14 protein-coding genes are annotated in these 16,306 nt (G+C 70.2%); 13 read left to right on the plus strand and 1 reads right to left on the minus strand.

Annotated elements, in window-relative coordinates; all coding sequences use genetic code 11:
* Positions 1 to 3 precede the first annotated feature (3 nt).
* Positions 4 to 732: a DUF1080 domain-containing protein gene (locus J2Y58_RS05195; RefSeq protein WP_310099705.1), complete on the minus strand. Its 729-nt coding sequence runs from the start codon at positions 730 to 732 to the stop codon at positions 4 to 6.
* Positions 733 to 892: 160 nt separating this feature from the next.
* Here J2Y58_RS05195 and J2Y58_RS05200 point away from each other — a divergent pair, with 160 nt between their 5' ends.
* From J2Y58_RS05200 to J2Y58_RS05260, 13 genes are all read left to right on the plus strand, one after another.
* Complete coding sequence (locus tag J2Y58_RS05200) at positions 893 to 2,482, plus strand: sodium:solute symporter family transporter (RefSeq protein ID WP_310099707.1); 1,590 nt, start codon at positions 893 to 895, stop codon at positions 2,480 to 2,482.
* 186 nt (positions 2,483 to 2,668) lie between these two features.
* Positions 2,669 to 3,532, plus strand: coding sequence for a 3'-5' exonuclease (locus tag J2Y58_RS05205; RefSeq protein ID WP_310099710.1), 864 nt, complete (start codon positions 2,669 to 2,671; stop codon positions 3,530 to 3,532).
* A gap of 51 nt (positions 3,533 to 3,583) precedes the next feature.
* Positions 3,584 to 4,348: a Crp/Fnr family transcriptional regulator gene (locus J2Y58_RS05210; RefSeq protein WP_310099713.1), complete on the plus strand. Its 765-nt coding sequence runs from the start codon at positions 3,584 to 3,586 to the stop codon at positions 4,346 to 4,348.
* 145 nt (positions 4,349 to 4,493) lie between these two features.
* Entirely contained in the window at positions 4,494 to 5,675 is a 1,182-nt protein-coding gene (locus tag J2Y58_RS05215; protein ID WP_310099716.1) for an inositol-3-phosphate synthase, read from the plus strand.
* Positions 5,672 to 6,580, plus strand: coding sequence for a hypothetical protein (locus J2Y58_RS05220; RefSeq protein WP_310099718.1), 909 nt, complete (start codon positions 5,672 to 5,674; stop codon positions 6,578 to 6,580). Before J2Y58_RS05215 ends, J2Y58_RS05220 begins: the two co-directional genes overlap by 4 nt.
* Complete coding sequence (locus J2Y58_RS05225; RefSeq protein WP_310099720.1) at positions 6,577 to 7,683, plus strand: methyltransferase domain-containing protein; 1,107 nt, start codon at positions 6,577 to 6,579, stop codon at positions 7,681 to 7,683. Before J2Y58_RS05220 ends, J2Y58_RS05225 begins: the two co-directional genes overlap by 4 nt.
* On the plus strand, positions 7,683 to 8,660 hold the full coding sequence (locus J2Y58_RS05230) for a Gfo/Idh/MocA family oxidoreductase (protein WP_310099722.1): 978 nt from the start codon (positions 7,683 to 7,685) through the stop codon (positions 8,658 to 8,660). Before J2Y58_RS05225 ends, J2Y58_RS05230 begins: the two co-directional genes overlap by 1 nt.
* Positions 8,651 to 9,466 (plus strand): hypothetical protein, encoded by an 816-nt coding sequence (locus J2Y58_RS05235; RefSeq protein WP_310099725.1) that lies wholly within the window; start codon positions 8,651 to 8,653, stop codon positions 9,464 to 9,466. The genes J2Y58_RS05230 and J2Y58_RS05235 overlap by 10 nt, the downstream gene beginning before the upstream one ends.
* Positions 9,463 to 10,959, plus strand: a complete 1,497-nt coding sequence (locus J2Y58_RS05240) for a YcaO-like family protein (protein ID WP_310099728.1) — start codon at positions 9,463 to 9,465, stop codon at positions 10,957 to 10,959. Before J2Y58_RS05235 ends, J2Y58_RS05240 begins: the two co-directional genes overlap by 4 nt.
* Entirely contained in the window at positions 10,956 to 11,786 is an 831-nt protein-coding gene (locus J2Y58_RS05245) for a sugar phosphate isomerase/epimerase family protein (protein ID WP_310099731.1), read from the plus strand. Before J2Y58_RS05240 ends, J2Y58_RS05245 begins: the two co-directional genes overlap by 4 nt.
* Positions 11,783 to 12,988, plus strand: a complete 1,206-nt coding sequence (locus J2Y58_RS05250) for a glycosyltransferase family 4 protein (RefSeq protein ID WP_310099734.1) — start codon at positions 11,783 to 11,785, stop codon at positions 12,986 to 12,988. Before J2Y58_RS05245 ends, J2Y58_RS05250 begins: the two co-directional genes overlap by 4 nt.
* Positions 12,985 to 13,671 carry a PIG-L family deacetylase gene (locus J2Y58_RS05255; RefSeq protein WP_310099737.1) on the plus strand — a complete coding sequence of 229 codons (687 nt, stop codon included), beginning with the start codon at positions 12,985 to 12,987 and terminating at the stop codon, positions 13,669 to 13,671. The genes J2Y58_RS05250 and J2Y58_RS05255 overlap by 4 nt, the downstream gene beginning before the upstream one ends.
* Positions 13,672 to 13,770: 99 nt before the next feature.
* Complete coding sequence (locus J2Y58_RS05260) at positions 13,771 to 16,275, plus strand: EAL domain-containing protein (protein ID WP_310099739.1); 2,505 nt, start codon at positions 13,771 to 13,773, stop codon at positions 16,273 to 16,275.
* Positions 16,276 to 16,306 lie beyond the last annotated feature (31 nt).

Genomic DNA, 16,306 nt, shown 5'->3' on the forward strand with positions numbered 1-16,306 from the left:
GGGTTACCGTACGGCCGAGCCCGCGATCCGCCGCAGCTTGATGTTGCGGAACGCGACCGGCTCCCCGTGATCCTGTAGCCCGATCACGCCGCTGGAAAAGGTGCCGAACAGCGGCATCTTCGCGAACTTCGACCCCGCGACCCGCTGCCGCCACGCGGCGTCGCCATAGCTGACGTCGGCGGTCGGGGTGCCGTTCAGCCACTGCCGGATACGCCCGCCCTCGACCAGCAGCCGCGCATGGTTCCAGCTTCCTGCGGGCCGCACGACGCCCGCGGGCGGGACGGTCATGTCATAGAGCGCACCGGCGCGGTGCGTCGGGATCTTGCCGTCCGGATGTGCCGCATCGTCGAGCACTTGCATCTCCAGCCCGGTCTCATAGAGCAGCGGCGCGCCGGCCACGTTGCGCGCCAGGTACAGCACCCCGCTGTTGCCGCCGCGCTCGACCCTCCAGTCCAGCGTCAGCTCGAACGCCCCGAACGTCTCGGCGGTGACCAGGTCGGTCCCGCTCATCTGTCCGTCCGACTTGGTCAGCGTCAGCACGCCGTCCTTGACCGTCCAGGTCGCCGCCGGCGCCGATCCGTCATAGGACCGCCACCCGCTGAGGTCGCGCCCGTTGAACAGCAGCCGCCACCCCTGCGCCTGTTCCTGCGCCGTCAGCACGTTGTCCGCCGGGCGCGCCGCGGCCGGGGTTGCGATCAGAAGGGCGAGCCCGAGCCCGAGTGCCGTGCGCATCATGCTTCTCCCGTTCGTCGCCGTGCCGCGACGTGTGATGTCGCGCGCCGGCTTAGCGCGTGGCCACTCGTTTACAAGCAATCGCAGCCGGATAGCCGCCGACGTGGACTCCGCGCCGCCTTCGTCTACACACGTCGCTCCACCGCGGGGAGGATGCGGAATGACGTTGCAGACGATCGATCTGGTCGTGGTGATCGGCTATGCGATCGGCATCTTCGTGCTGGCGCAATGGGTCAGCCGCGACAAGGCCGGCGAGAGCAAGGACAGCTCCGACTATTTCCTCGCGTCGAAGGCGCTGCCGTGGTGGGCCGTCGGCGCGTCGCTGATCGCCGCCAATATCTCCGCCGAACAGATCGTCGGCATGGCCGGTTCGGGCTATGCGATCGGGCTGGCGATCGCCTCCTACGAATGGATGGCGGGCGCGACGTTGCTGATCGTCGGCAAGTTCTTCCTGCCGATCTTCCTGCACAACAAGATCTACACGATGCCGCAGTTCCTGGAGCAGCGCTACGGCGGCAACATCCGCACGATCATGGCGGTGTTCTGGCTGGCGCTGTACATCTTCGTGAACCTCACCTCGATCATCTGGCTCGGCTCGATCGCGGTCAATCAGGTCGCGGGGATCGATCAGAACGTCGCGCTCGTCGGACTGGGCGCCTTCGCGGTCCTCTATCAGCTGCGCGGCGGGCTGAAGGCGGTGGCGCTGACCGACATCGTCCAGGTCACGCTGCTGGTGCTCGGCGGCCTGCTGGTTTCCGCGCTGACGCTGCGCGCGATCGGCGGCGACGCGGGCATCATCGGCGGTTTCGGCGAACTGACGCGGCGCGTGCCGGGCCATTTCGACATGATCCTGTCGCCCGACAACCCGCACTACAAGGAACTTCCCGGTCTGGCGGTGCTGGTCGGCGGCATGTGGATCGCCAACCTCAGCTATTGGGGGTTCAACCAATATATCATCCAGCGCGCGCTCGCCGCCAAGAGCGTGGCAGAGGCACAGAAGGGCATCGTCTTCGCCTCGTTCCTGAAGCTGCTGATGCCGCTGGTGATCGTCCTGCCCGGCATCGCCGCGGTCGTGCTCGCGCCCGACCTCGCGAAGCCCGATCAGGCCTATCCGACGATGCTGCGGCTGCTGCCGCCCGGGCTGCTGGGGCTCGTCTTCGCGGCGCTGATCGCGGCGATCATCGCCTCGACCGCTTCGAAGATCAACGCGATCGCGACGATCTTCACGCTCGATCTCTATGCGAAGCGCCTGCCGCGTGGCGCGGATGGTGCGCCCGCCGATCCCGCGCACGAGCGTCGGCTGGTGCTGGTCGGCCGCGTTGCCGCCTGCGTGTCGATCGCGATCGCGATGCTGACCGCGCGGCCGCTGATCGGCCAGTCGGACCAGGCGTTCCAGTTCATCCAGGAATTCTCCGGCTTCTTCACGCCGGGGATCACCGTCATCTTCCTGCTGGGATTGTTCTGGAAGCGCGCCAACGAGGCCGGGGCGATCGGCGCGGCGGTCGCATCGGTGGTGCTGTCCTACGTCCTGCGCGCCGCCGTCCCCGACCTGCCCTTCCTCAACCGCATGAGCTGGGTCTTCTTCCTCAGCCTGGCGCTGGCGGTCGTACTGTCGCTGGTGGTCCCTTCGCGCGCCGATGCCAACCGCGTGACGGTGCGCGACGTCGACTTCCGCACCACGACCGGGTTCAACGTCGCCTGCCTCGGCATCGTCCTGATCCTGGTCGCGCTTTACGCCACCTGGTGGTGACAGCCCGGCGGCGGCACGCGCCACAGCAGGTCGCCCAGGCCGGCGAGCCGGCGACGCTCGGCTTGAGCCGTTCTGAACGCTTGATCGCTCGCAATAGGGAGATGAACGACGGCCGGCGGTAGGGGCGGTGGCCCCCGCCGCCGGACCCGATTGCCGCGCCCGCTGGCGCGTTGCGACGGACCTGCTATGTTCCCGCGCGTGTACCCCGTCCTGCCCGATCCGCTGCCGCCCGTCGACTTCGTCGTCATCGATGTCGAGACCGCCTGCTCACGCGTCGGCAGCATCTGCCAGATCGGCATCGTCGGGTTCCGCGGCGGCGCGGAGGTGTTCGCGTGGGAGACGATGCTCGACCCGTGCGACGAATTCTCGCCCTTCAACGTCCGCATCCACGGCATCACCAGCGACCATGTCGTCGGCAAACCGACCTTCGCCGATGTCCATGCCACGGTCAGTGCGTGCCTGTCGGGCCGCGTGACCGTCGCGCACTCCTTCTTCGACAAGGGCGCGCTCGCCGCCGCCTGCGCGCAGCACGACCTTCCGCCGATCGCCTGTACCTGGCTGGACAGCGTGCGCGTCGCCAAGCGCGCGTGGCCGGAATTGCCGAGCCACCGTCTCGACACGCTCACCCGCTTCCTGAAGCTGCGCCACAAGCATCACGACGCGTTGAGCGACGCGCGCGCCGCCGGCATGGTGGTCGTCCGCGCGATGGCGCATACCGGCATCGACCTGGCGGGCTGGCTCGCCCCCGTCTCCAACCGCGGCCGCTCCGCCCCGCCCCCGACCGCGGACGGGCCGCTGAAGGGGCAGCGCATCGCGATCCTGGGCGCCGCGCGCGACGGCCCGCTCGCGTTCCGGCTCGCCGCGCACGGCGCGCGGATCGTCGCCTCGGTGGGCACCACGGCGACGATGCTGGTCGTCAGCAATGCGCAGCCCTATGGCCGCTTCGTCCACGCGCACGCCGATTACAAGCGTGCCGAGGCGCTGCGCCGCGCCGGCAAGCCGATCGAGATCGTCGCCGAGGACGACCTCCTCCTGCGCGTGGCCGGCTGAACGCCCGCCGCGGAGCGACCGCGCGACATCGGCGTTCAGCGGTGCATGACGATGAGCTCGCTGGAAACCCGCCTCGCCTATCATCTCGACCTCACCTTCTCCGAACGTGAGGCGCTGCGCTGGCTGGAGCGGCGCGAGCGGTCCTTCGCGCCCGGCGAGATCGTGGTGCGCGAGGGCGAGGCCTGCGACACGTTGTTCGTCGTCGCCAGCGGCTGGCTGCACGGATCGGTGCAATTGCCCGACGGCCAGCGGCAGATCCTGCGCTTCTATTTCGTCGGCGACATCACCACCACGCTGTCGATCGCGTGGGGACGCAGCGCCGCGACGTTGCAGGCGGTCAGCGGCGCGACCCTGTTCGAAATGCCCAAGGCCGCCTTCGGGCGGCTCTTTCGCCAACATCCGCGGCTGGGCGCGCTGCTGTATGCGGTGTCGGTGTCCGAACAGGTCGCGGTCGCCGATCGGCTGACCTCGGTCGGGCGCACCGACGGCATGACCCGGATCGCGACGCTGCTGCTCGACATCCGTTCGCGGCTGCGTGTCGTCGACGGCATCGACGGCGCCACCTTCGAGCTGCCGCTGACGCAGCAGGACCTGGGCGACGCGGTCGGGCTGACCAAGACCCACGTCAACCGCTCGCTCAAGGCGCTGGAGGAAACCGGCCTGGTCCAGCGCGCCGGTCGCGTGATCCGCATCACCGATGTCGAGCGGCTGTGCGCGCTCGTCGGCTTCAACGATCGCCACGGCGAGATCGCGACCGACTGGCTGCCCGCGCCGGGGAGCGCACAACCCTCGCCCGCCGCTGCGGAAATGACCTAGGTTACCGCCGACGCGTGAAGAGGTGACCTATGTGCCGCCTATGTAACTATTTGGCCGACCTGGCCGATAATTCCTGAACCCCGCCCCGCCGCCGTGATTGTCGCATCACGGACGGCTCGCTTCGGGCCTGGTGGGGATGGATGACATGGCGGAACGGCTGGGCGTGGCGATCGTGGGAGTCGGCGGTGCCGTCGCGACCACGGCGATCGCGGGTATCGAGATGATCAAGGCCGGCTCGAACAGCCTCGACGGGCTGCCGCTCGCCGACCGCGACATCGCCGGCATGGCGGCCTATCGCGACATGGAGTTCGGCGGCTGGGACCTCGCCGACGACACGCTCGGCGCCTGCGCGCTGAAGCACGGCGTGATCGGCGAGAAGGAGCTGGCCGACGGCGCCGCCGCGCTGAACACGATGCGGCCGTGGAAGGCGGCCGGCAGCACCGGCTACTGCGCCAACATCGACGGCACCAACAAGCTGTCGGGCGGGCACCGCGGCGTCGTGGCGCAGATCCAGGACGACCTGCGCCGCTTCCGCGAGGAGCGGAACCTCGATCGGGTCGTGGTCGTCAACCTCGCCTCGACCGAGCGCGTGCCGCACGCCGATGACGCCGCTCTGCAATCGCGCGAGGCGTTCGAGCGCGGGCTGGACGATGACGATGCCGCGATCAGCCCGGCCATGCTCTACGCCTATGCGGCGATCGACGCCGGTACGCCCTATGCCAATTTCACCCCCTCGGTCGCCGCCGATGTCGCGCCGCTCGCCGCCTTCGCCGCAGAGCGCAACGTGCCCGTCGCGGGCAAGGACGGGAAGACCGGGCAGACGTTCATGAAGACCGTCATCGCGCCGGCGCTGCGCGACCGGGCGCTGCACGTCGACGGCTGGTTCTCGACCAACATCCTCGGCAATTCCGACGGCCTCGCGCTCGACGATCCCAAGTCGCTGCAATCGAAGCTCGGCACCAAGGGCAGCGTCCTGAACCAGATCCTCGGCTATCCCGTCGAGGATCACATCGTCATGATCCATTATTACCGCCCGCGCGGCGACGACAAGGAAGCGTGGGACAATATCGACCTGACCGGCTTCATGGGTCAGAAGATGCAGCTGAAGCTCAACTTCCTCTGCAAGGACTCGATCCTCGCCGCCCCGCTTGCGATCGAGATCGCGCGCTGCCTCGATCTGGCGCAGCAACGCGGCGAAGGCGGTGTTCAGGAGCAGATGGGCGTGTTCTTCAAGCTGCCGCAGACCGCGGGCGGACGCGAGCCGGTGCACGGCTTTCCCGAGCAGCAGCTGATCCTCGACCGGTGGCTCGATCGCACCCCTTCGTGACTGCCACCGGCCTGACCCCGGCCGCGTTGCCGTTCCTGCGCGAGCTGGGCGACCTGAAGCGGATCCGCTCCGCAGCAGCCCCCGGCTCGATCGCGGAGCGACTGTTCGTCGCCGGCTGGGTCGCGCTGCTCGGCGGCGATTCGCCCGCACAGGTCATGGAGCAGGTGACCGCCGCGGCGATCGTCTCGGCGCGGCTCGGGGACCTCGACCTCGCGACGCTGCACGCACTCGGCCTCGCCGACGACGCGCTCGCGATTGTGGCGCGCGCGTTCGACGAGGTGACCGGAGACGTGCCCGCGTCCTTGCGCGATCGCCTGCGCGCCGCGCTCGCGCTGGGCCGCCCCGCGACCGGCGTGACCGCACCGTTCGTCACCCGGCTGGCGCGTCAGCCGCGTGCCGGGGTCACCTGCCCCGGCCGGCCGCGCATCCTGCTGCAACCGCCCGAGAACCACGCCGAACATTGCCTGATCGTCGCGGTCTACGGCGTGTTGGCAAGCGCCTGGCAGGATGCCGATCCCACGTCGGTGTTCCTCGCCGGCATGGCGCACCATTTCCACAACGCCGACATGCCCGACAGCGGCTATTCGGGCGAGATGCTGCTGGGCGACCGGCTCGACGCCGCGATCGCCCACGCCCGCGTCGCCGCGCTGGCGGAGGTGGCGGCCTGCTCGCCGGACCTCGCGCGACAGGTCGAGGCCGCACTGGCCCCCATCGCCGGCGATGCGACGCCCGAGGCACGCGCCTTCCACATCGCCGACGTGCTCGACCGTGTGCTGGAGATCGAGCAGCACGGTCGCGCCGCGCAGCTCACCATGCCGGTCGTGCTCGGCGAGTACGGATTGGTCCACGACGGACCGGTCAAGCCGTTCCACGACCGGATCGTGGCCGACGCCGGGTGGCTGTGACGCGCGTCTGGCAGTCGCCGCGCACCGGGCGCGCGCTGGTGGCCGACACGCCGCACTCGCTGGCCGCGCCCGGTGAGCGCTGGCCGGTGGTCGACGGCATCCCCTATCTGCGCACCGACAGCGAGGGGCTGGTCGCGGTCGCGCTCGACCATCTCGACGCCGGCTGCCCCGACGACGCGCTGGTCGCGCTGCTCACCGACCAGGACGCGTGGTGGACCGGCCCGGCGACCGACCTGTCCGAGTTGAAGCGGCTGGTCCGCGAACGCGACACGCTGACCTTGCGCGCGGCGATGGCCTTGCTGCGGATGGGGCCGGTCGCCGACTATTTCGCCTATCGCTGGAGCGACCCGACCTATCTCGCCGGGCTGGCGCTGCTCGCCGCCTACGACACCGCGCCCGCGACCGCTTTCGAGCTGGCGTGCGGCATCGGCCATTATCTGCGCGACCTGACACGGTGCGGCACCGCCTGCCTCGGCGCCGATGTCGTCTTCGCCAAATGCTGGCTGGCGAAGCATTGGATCGCCCCCGCCGCCGACTACGTCGTCTTCGACGCCGCGGCGCCGTGGCCGATCGCGACGCAGCGCTTCGACCTCGTGATGTGCCACGACGCCTTCTACTTCCTCCCCGATCAGCCGCGCGTCGCCGGGCGCTTGCGGGGTGCCGTCGCGCCGGGCGGTACGCTCGCGATCAGCCATCTGCACAATGTCGGCGTCGCGGGCGGCGCGAAAGGTCCGGCGCGTCCGGCCGCCGAATGGCGCGACCTGTTCCCCGCGGCGCGCGTCCACGACGAACGGGCGCTCGTCGACGCGCTGATGACGCGCGGCGTGCCGCCCGAGACCTCGTGGCGCGATGACCCCGCAATCGAGGCATGGTCGCTGGTCGAGGGCGCGGGGGCGGCGTGCGCGATCGACGGCGGACTGGCGCTGCCCCCGCCCGGCGCGACGTTGCGCCGCAATCCGCTGCTCGGCGACGACGGTCAGGTCCGCTGGCCCTCGCCGCGCTATCGCGACGAATATGCCGCCGGCTGCCGCTTCGCACGGCCCGGTGGCGCCGAGGACGACATCCGCGTGCGGCGCGTCGTCGATTTGCCGGAGCGCTGGTGATGCGCTGGGGCATCATCGGCTGGGGCTGGGTCGCACGCGACCATATGGCCCCCGGCATCGCCGCGTCGGGCGGGCGGGTGAGCGCGGTCGTCGACCGCTCGCCCGCCGCGCGCGCCGATGCCGCGGCACGCGGCATCGCGGCCTTCGACACGGTCGGGGCGATGGTCGCCGCGGGCATCTGCGACCTCGCCTATGTCGCCACCCCGAACGACGCGCATCTGGAACCCGTTCGCGCCTGCGTCGCCGCCGGCGTGCCCGTCCTCTGCGAGAAACCGCTCGCCGCCACGCTCGCCGATGCCGAGGCGATGGCCGGCGCGGTCGGCGACACGCTCTACGGCACCGCCTTCGATCAGCGTCACCACCCCGCGCACCGCGCGCTGGCGCAGGCGATCGCCGGGGACGCGATCGGCCGCGCGATCGCGGTGCGGATCGTCTATGCCTGCTGGGTCGGTCCGTCCTGGACCGCCGACAATTGGCGTGCCGATCCCGTGCGCGCCGGTGGTGGCGCGGTCATCGACCTCGCGCTCCACGGGCTCGACCTCACCCAATATCTGCTTGCCGAGCCGCTGGTCGACCTGTCGATCATGCTCCAGCGCCGCATCCACGATTACCCGGTCGACGACGGCGGGATGCTGACCGCGCGCACCGCCTCCGGCGTGCTGATGCAGGCGCATGTCGCCTACAATTGCCCGGAGGTGCTGCCGCGCCGCCGGCTGGAGGTGCTGGGCGAGCGCGGGCTGCTCGTCGCCACCGACACGATGGGGCAGACGCCCGGCGGCACGTTGGTGCGGCGTTGCGGCGAGCGCGGCACCGAAACCGCCCTGCCCTTCGACGCCGATCTCTCCCCGTTCGCCGCGCAGGCCGCCGCCTTCATGGCCGCGGCGCGCGGGGGCCGCCACGATTTCTCGATGGAGCGCGACCTCATGCTGATGCGGCTGTTCGACCGCGCATATACGAAGGCGCGGCGATGCCGCTGAGCTGGTTCGCCTGCGCGCACTGCGGCTTCTGGCAGCATCATTTCGCACCGCCCGATTGCCCGGTGTGCACCGATGTCCGCAACGACCTGCCCGCCGACGGCTGGCGCTTCCTTCCCGAGGCGGACGTCGCCGCTACCCACGACGGCACCGTCCGCGAGGTGGCGCCGGGGCTGTGGGCGTTCACCACCTCTCCCGCGCTCGGGCTCGCGGGTACCGGCTGGCTGATCGTGCGCGACGGCGGCAACATCGCGTTCGAGGCCGCGCCTTATTATTCCGCCGCGATGCTGGCGCAGCTCCGCGCGCTAGGCGGCATCCGTTTCCTGTCGGCCAGCCATGCGCACGGCTATGGTGCGCTCTTCCAGCTCCAGCGCGTGTTTGCGCCGGACGTCGTTGCGATCCAGCGGCTCGACCTGCGCATGACCAAGGCGTTCCGGGTCAATATGCCCTTCGACGACCGGCTCGCGCTCGCCCCAGGCTACACGCTCCACCATGTCGGCGGGCATTACGAGGGGCAGGCCTGCCTCCACGACGCCCCCGGCCGCCGGCTGTTCTGCGGCGATATGTTCAAGATCGATCAGGACGCCGCCGGCCGCTCCCACGCGATCTCCAGCCACAAGGCCTTCCACAAGGACATTCCGCTGACCCACATGGAATTGCGCCAGTATCGCGACACGATCGCCCCGCTCGATTTCGACGCATTGCTCACGCCGTTCGAATATGCGCCCGAGGTGGACCGCGCGGTCGCGCTCGCCGCGCTGGACGACGGTCTGTCGCGTGCGCCCGGCGTGCACAGGCTGCCGCTGTGAGGTGCGGGCTGCCCGACGGGCTGGGAAGCGCCGCGCACGCCTATCTCGACGCCTTTCCGAAAGGCGATGTCGTCGCCTTCCCGATCCATCCGCTCGATCGCCTCGGCCTCCCCGTCTGGGTCGTCGCGCTCTTCCCCGAGGATCGGGCACTTGCCGGCATCATGCCGTATGGCGTCGGCTACGGCGCCACCGACGAGGCCGCGGTTCTCGGCGGTTTGGGCGAAATCGCCGAAATGGTCTGGCCTACCCTGACCCTGGGTGCCCGCGAAAAGACCCGTGGCAGCTACCGCGCGCTCGCCCGGGCACTGGGCGCCCGCGCGGTCGCCGATCCGTTCACGCTCTGCCTTCCCGCCGGGTCGCCGGTCGACCACGATACGGAACTGGAATGGGTGGCGGCGAAGCGCTGGGCGGATGACAGCATCGTCCTCGTTCCCATCGATCTCGCCGCCTATTCATCCAAGGAGCTGACACCCGGCTATCGCCCCTTCACGACGATCATCTCCAACGGCATGGGCGCCGGACCGGACCTCGACTGGGCGGTCGGGCACGGACTGTGCGAGATCCTCCAGCGCGACGGCAACGGCGTGCTGTTCCGTGCGCTCGACCGCGGGGTCACGCTCGACCTCGCCGACGCGGACCTCGTCGCCTCGACCCGCGCGATCCTCGACCGCTTCGCGGCGGCCGGCATCCGTGCGATGCCGAAGTTCGCCGCCGACCAGTTCGGCCTTCCGAACCTCTATTGCGTCGGGGTCGACACCCACGCGCCGCCCGCCGCCCCGATCATGGTCACCGCATGCGGAGAAGCCTGCCACGCCGATCGCACCGCCGCGCTCGAGAAAAGCCTGACCGAATATGCCGCCAGCCGCGCGCGCAAGGCATTCGCGCACGGCCCGGCCGATCTCGTCGCGCAGGTCGCCCCGGAGGGCTATGTCGCGCGCTTCATGGCACAGGCCGGCGGCGCCGCGAAGTCGAGCGACACCCGCGCCTTCGACGCGATGCGCGACTGGTCGGCGCGCGACGCATCCGAACTGCGCGGCTGGCTGGCCGGCAACATGCTGTCCGAGCGCTCCTCGCACCGCTTCGCCGACCTGCCGACGCAGCCCGCCCCCGACGGCCACGCCCGCGCCCGCACCGCACGCGCCGCGGTCGAGGCGGCCGGATTCGACGTCCTCTACGTCGACATGAGCCCGCCCGACCGCGCGGTGACCGTCGTCAAGGTGATCGTGCCCGGCATGGAGGTAGAGACGATGAGCTATTACCGGATCGGCGCGCGCAACACCGAGAAGCTGCTCGCGCTCGGCTCCCCGCTGATCCGGTTCGGGCAGGAAGAAGGCGCCGCCCTGCGCCGCATCCGGCTCTCGCCCGCGGATGCCGAGCGGCTGGGTCATCCGCTGTTCGACACCGCGGCCGCCGACCGGCTGGTCGGGCCGCTCTACCCGCTCTATCGCGAGCCCGAGGCCCACCACGTCCGATGGGCGGAGGCGCGCGCATGACGCTCCGCTTCGCCTATAATACCAACGGTGCGGCCAACCACCGGCTCGACGATGCGCTGCGGCTGATCGCCGATTGCGGCTACGACGGCGTCGCCCTGACGCTCGACCACCATCACCTCGATCCGTTCGCGCCCACATGGGAGCGCGAGACCGAGCGGATCGCGGCACTGCTCGCCGACCTGCGGCTGGGCAGCGTGATCGAGACCGGCGCGCGTTACCTGCTCGACCCGCGCCGCAAGCACGAGCCGACCTTGCTCGCGCCCGAGGCCGACGGACGCGCGCGCCGCGTCGCCTTTCTCCACCGCGCGCTCGATATCGCCGCCATGCTCGGCAGCGAGACCGTCTCCTTCTGGGCGGGCGTCCCGCAACCCGGGGTCGATCGCGCGGAGGCGCACCGCTGGCTTGATGAGGGCGTGGCACGCGTCCTCGACCACGCCGAGAAGGCGGGCGTCGACGCCAGTTTCGAGCCCGAGCCCGGCATGCTGGTCGAAACGGTCGCGGACTATGACGCGCTCGCCGCCCGCCACCCGCGGCTCCGGCTCGCGCTCGACACCGGCCATTGCCTCGTCACGCAGGACGTCGATCCGGCCGAAGCGGTCCGCGCCTGTGCCGCGCGGCTCGGCACGGTGGCGATCGAGGACATGCGTCGCGGCGACCACACGCATCTGCCGTTCGGCGAAGGCGACATGGACATACCCGCGGTCCTGACCGCGCTCGACGACATCGGTTTCGAACGACTGGTCTGCGTCGAGCTGTCGCGCGAAAGCCCGCGCGCACATGCTGCCATCCCCGAATCGATCGCCTATCTGCGGGCGATCGCGCGATGAGGATCTGCTTCGTCTCACGCCGCTTCTTCCCCGCGATCTCGGGCATGTCGATCTATGCGATCAACCTGCTGCGGCAACTGGTCGCGCACCGGCATGACGTGGTGATGGTCAGCCAATATTACGGCGATCCGGCACGCGCGCGCGTCTATGGCGGCGGTCCGCCCCCGGCGGTGCCGGGCGTGCGCGTCGTCGGGCTGGAGGCGCTCGGCGAGCAGGACGGCGGCGATTTCGAGCGCGACGTCGACGCGATGATCGCCGCGATCGAGCGCGAACACGCCGCCGCCCCCTTCGACGTGCTCCACGCGCAATATGGCTATCCGACCGGCTGGGCGACCTTGCTCGCCGCGCAGCGGATCGGGGTGCCCTGCGTCGTCTCGATCCAGGGCGGGGATGGCCATTGGGTCGGCTCGTGCTGCGAGACGCACCGGGTTGCGATGCGGCGTGTGCTCGACGGTGCCGGCGCGCTGCTGATCGGCGGCGAGAGCTTCGCACGCGAGGTTCACGAGCGGCTCGGCACCGCGCTCGACCGCTTCACCATCGTCCCCGGCGCGGTGGACACCGATCGCTTCACCCCTGCGGCGCCGTCGGGAGGCCCGGTGCGGCTCTTCTATCACGGCCGCGTCGACCGGCGGAAGGGCGTGCTCGACCTGCTCGACGCGCTGCCGGCGGTCGCGGGCGACTGGCGCTGCACGATCTCGGGGATCGGGCCGGACCTCGACGCGGCGAAGGCGCTGGCTGACGATCTGGCACTCGGCGAACGAGTTACCTTCACCGGCTATGCCGATTACGACACGGTGCCCGATCTCTACCGCGCGCATGACGTGTTCGTGTCGCCGACCTATGCCGAGGGGTTTTCGAACACCATTCTGGAGGCGATGGCCAGCCGCCATGCGGTGCTGTCGTGCCATGCGGTCGGGGTCGTCGATTGCCTGCGCCATGGCGAGAACGGGCTGCTCGTCGATCCGGGCGACATCACCGCATTGGCGCAGGCGCTGACGCGGCTGGTCACCGATCCCGCGCTGCGTACCCGCCTCGCCGAGGCGGCGCTCGCGGAGTGCCGGCGCGTCTACAGCTGGCACGCGGTCGGGGCGCAGATCGTCGGCATCTACGACGGGCTGCGCGGCACCCTGCCGGCGCATGGCATCGACCCTCACATCCCGGTCGCGCCCTGCCGGTTCCGCGCCGAGCCGCATCTGCTGTGACGCACGTCGTCGCCATCTCGCCGCATCTCGACGACGCGGCGTTCTCGGTCGGCGGAGTGCTCGCCGCGCATGCCCGCGCCGGCGACCGGGTGACGATCGTCACCTGCTTCACCGGCAACGTCGCGGCGCCGACCGGCTTCGCGCTGGCGTGCCAGCTCGACAAGGGGGTGGATGCCGAGGTCGACTACATGGCGCTGCGCCGCGCCGAGGATCGCGCCGCCTGTTCGGTGATCGGCGCGCAGGCCGTCCACCTTCCGCTGCTGGAGGCGCCGCACCGCGGCTATGGCAGCGCGCACGCCTTGTTCGGGCCGCGACGAAATGACGACACGATGCCGGCGACGTTGACCGGGGCTCTGGCCGCGCAGGTGGACACGCTGGCGCCCGACGTGCTCCTCGGGCCGCTCGCGATCGGCGACCATGTCGACCATTGGCTGGTCCGTGACGCGCTGGCGGCGATCGGCCGGCCATTGCTGTTGTGGGAAGACTGGCCCTACCTCACCCGCGCGAGCGACCTGCCGTCCGCGCCCGCGACGCGCACGCACCGCCTCGACGACGAGGATCGTGCGGCGCGACTGGCGATGTGCGCGGCCTATACGTCGCAGATCGGCTTCCAGTTCGGATCGCTCCACGCGCTCGCCGATGCGGTCGCCGCCGTCACTGCCGAGCGACTGCATGCCGCCTGATCGTTATCGCCATGTTGCGCTGCCACGCATAAAGGTTGTCTTACGTTAGCTTCTTCCTGATAGCGCCGGTCACGTCATCCGTCGCGAGGGACCGGAAGGGTGAAGTCGAAGCTCCGGGCGCTCGCGCTCGCATGGTTGCTGCTGCTCGCCGGTCTGGCGCCAGGTTCGGCGTCCGCCACGGTGGTCGACCTGCGCGGGCGAGTCTGCACGGCCACGCTCGACACCACTCCCGACGCGCGCGCCGTGATAGCGGCGCGATATCAATGCGGTACCGGACAGCCGACGCGGAGCGACAGGTGGCTATGGCTGCGGCTCGACGTCAAACGGCTCGGCGACCTTCCGCCGCGCTGGAACCTGCTGATCGACCAGACCCGTTTCGACCGGCTCGCGATCCTCACCGTCACCGATCGCGGTTCGACTTTCCACGTACACGCCGCGACCGATCTGGCGAGCAACTGGTCGCCCGGTGGCGTGCTGCGCTTCGCCATCGCACCCGCCGGTCGCGATATCCGCGCGTTGTACATCGGGTTCCAGCGGATCGACGACCTTTCGCTGATGCGCAAGGTGACCGCCATCTCGGCAGATGCGCTGGCCGCAACGGTCAGCGGCTGGATGCTGCTGATGGGCGTGTTCGTGGGAACGTTGCTGTCGGCCTTGCTCTACAACACGGTGATCCACACCGGGCACCGGCACGCGTTCCAGCGCTGGTACCTGCTGTGGGTCGCCGTGGCGCTCGCTTATGGTCTCGTCTGGACGAACATGGCGGCGTTCGTCGTGCCGGGGCTCGTCGGGCCATGGGCGGTGCGCGTCGATTTCGTCCTCATCGGGCTGCTGGTGGCGGCGGCCACCATGTTTCTCCTGGCGGTGATCGAAGAAAGCGTGTTGCCGCGTGCGCTGGTCCGGATCGCCCGGGCGCTGGCGGGCGGGGCCGCGGCGCTGGGCTGTATGGCGGCCGCCGATCATGTGTTTCCGCCGGTTCTCGCGGATCGATTGTTCAACTATGTCATCGCGCTCAGCATGGTGATCCTGCTGCTGACCAGCGCGATCGCCGCGCGGCGCGGCAGCCGGGTGGTCTGGTTCTACCTGGTCGGCTGGAGTCCGGTGATCGCAGTGTTCCTGCTCCGGCTGGCGCGCAATCTCGGCCTGACGTTGCAGGACGATCGCGTCGATATGGCAAGCTTCGCCGCGCTGGCGTTCGAGGCGCTGGTGCTGTCGCTGGCGATCGCCGACCGCTTCCGCCTGATCCGCCAGACGCTGGAGCAAGCGCGCCAGCGACACGAGGTCGACCGCGCCGAGGCTAACGCGCTGCGTTTCGCGGCGCATACCGATTTTCTCACCGGGCTCGGCAACCGTGCCGCCTTCCAGGATCAGACTCAGCGGCTGATCGCGGAGGCGGCGCCGTTCGACCTGTTCCTGATCGACGTCGACTATCTGAAGGACGTGAACGATCGGCTCGGCCATGCGGCCGGGGACGCGCTTCTCCGCGCGATCGCTGCCGCTCTGTCGGACGCGACGCAGGCGCTTCCCGATGCGCGGGTGTGCCGCATCGGCGGCGACGAGTTCGCGATCCTGTGTCCCGGCGGTCCCGACGCCGCCGCGGCGCTGATCCAGGCGATCGCCGCCGCTCAGGGCGAAAGCTGGTCCTTCGCCGACCAGACCGGCACCATGTCGCTTAGCATCGGCTCGACCCGCTATCCGGAAGACGCACAGGCGCTCGACCTGCTGTTCCAGAACGCCGACCTCGCGCTCTACACTGCCAAGCGCATCGGGCGCGGGCGTCATTGCCGCTACGACCCGTTGCAGCGCAGCCTCCGCGAGTTGCGCACCGAGTTCGCGGGCGATGCCGAGGCGGCGCTGATCCGCGGCGAGTTCGAGCTGCATCTCCAGCCGATCGTGTCATTGCACGACGCTGCGATCTGCGGGCACGAGGCGTTGCTGCGCTGGAACCATCCCGTGCACGGACTGATGTCGCCGGCGCGCTTCGCCGACGTGCTGGTCGCCGAGCGGATCGGGCTGCGTATCCAGGACCACGTGCTGGACCTGGCGCTGGCCCGCCTGCGCGACGATGCCGCGGACCTGGGGGTGCTTGCCGTCAACTTCACTTCGGCGCAGCTATCCGGCCCGCGCGCGGCACGGCGCGTGCTCGACCGGCTTGCCGATCACGGCGTCGCGCCGTCGTCGCTGTGCGTGGAGGTGACCGAGGGTGTCATGCTGGACCGCGCCGCCGACAGCATTCTCGCCAATCTGCAAGCGCTGCACGAAGCCGGCGTCTGCATCGCGCTCGACGATTTCGGCACCGGCTATGCCTCGCTGGTCCATCTCCGCCGCCTGCCCGTCGACCGCATCAAGATCGACCAGTCGTTCATCGCCGGCATCGACCAGCTGAGCGGCGGGACGACCGCGATCGTGCGCGCGATCGTCGGCCTCGGCCGCGGGCTCGGCAAATGCGTGGTCGCCGAGGGGATCGAGACCGAGAGCCAGGCGCTCGCGCTGAAGCGGCTGGGCTGCCAGATGGGGCAAGGCTTCCTCTACGGTCGCCCCGCGCCCCTCGCCGCGAACGCTGTCGTCACCTACCCCCGGGTTCCGGCCGTCGTCGCTTCGTAACCGCCAAGCCGGCCAATCACGCATTGCCCTG

The sequence above is a fragment of the Sphingomonas sp. BE138 genome (assembly GCF_031456125.1).
Lineage (GTDB): Bacteria > Pseudomonadota > Alphaproteobacteria > Sphingomonadales > Sphingomonadaceae > Sphingomonas.

What these genes read in the sequence shown, in the direction of transcription:
- J2Y58_RS05195 (WP_310099705.1), bottom strand. Translation starts at nt 732, where the DNA reads ATGCGCACGGCACTCGGGCTCGGGCTCGCCCTTCTGATCGCAACCCCG.
- J2Y58_RS05200 (WP_310099707.1), top strand. Translation starts at nt 893, where the DNA reads ATGACGTTGCAGACGATCGATCTGGTCGTGGTGATCGGCTATGCGATC.
- J2Y58_RS05205 (WP_310099710.1), top strand. Translation starts at nt 2,669, where the DNA reads ATGTTCCCGCGCGTGTACCCCGTCCTGCCCGATCCGCTGCCGCCCGTC.
- J2Y58_RS05210 (WP_310099713.1), top strand. Translation starts at nt 3,584, where the DNA reads ATGAGCTCGCTGGAAACCCGCCTCGCCTATCATCTCGACCTCACCTTC.
- J2Y58_RS05215 (WP_310099716.1), top strand. Translation starts at nt 4,494, where the DNA reads ATGGCGGAACGGCTGGGCGTGGCGATCGTGGGAGTCGGCGGTGCCGTC.
- J2Y58_RS05230 (WP_310099722.1), top strand. Translation starts at nt 7,683, where the DNA reads ATGCGCTGGGGCATCATCGGCTGGGGCTGGGTCGCACGCGACCATATG.
- J2Y58_RS05235 (WP_310099725.1), top strand. Translation starts at nt 8,651, where the DNA reads ATGCCGCTGAGCTGGTTCGCCTGCGCGCACTGCGGCTTCTGGCAGCAT.
- J2Y58_RS05245 (WP_310099731.1), top strand. Translation starts at nt 10,956, where the DNA reads ATGACGCTCCGCTTCGCCTATAATACCAACGGTGCGGCCAACCACCGG.
- J2Y58_RS05250 (WP_310099734.1), top strand. Translation starts at nt 11,783, where the DNA reads ATGAGGATCTGCTTCGTCTCACGCCGCTTCTTCCCCGCGATCTCGGGC.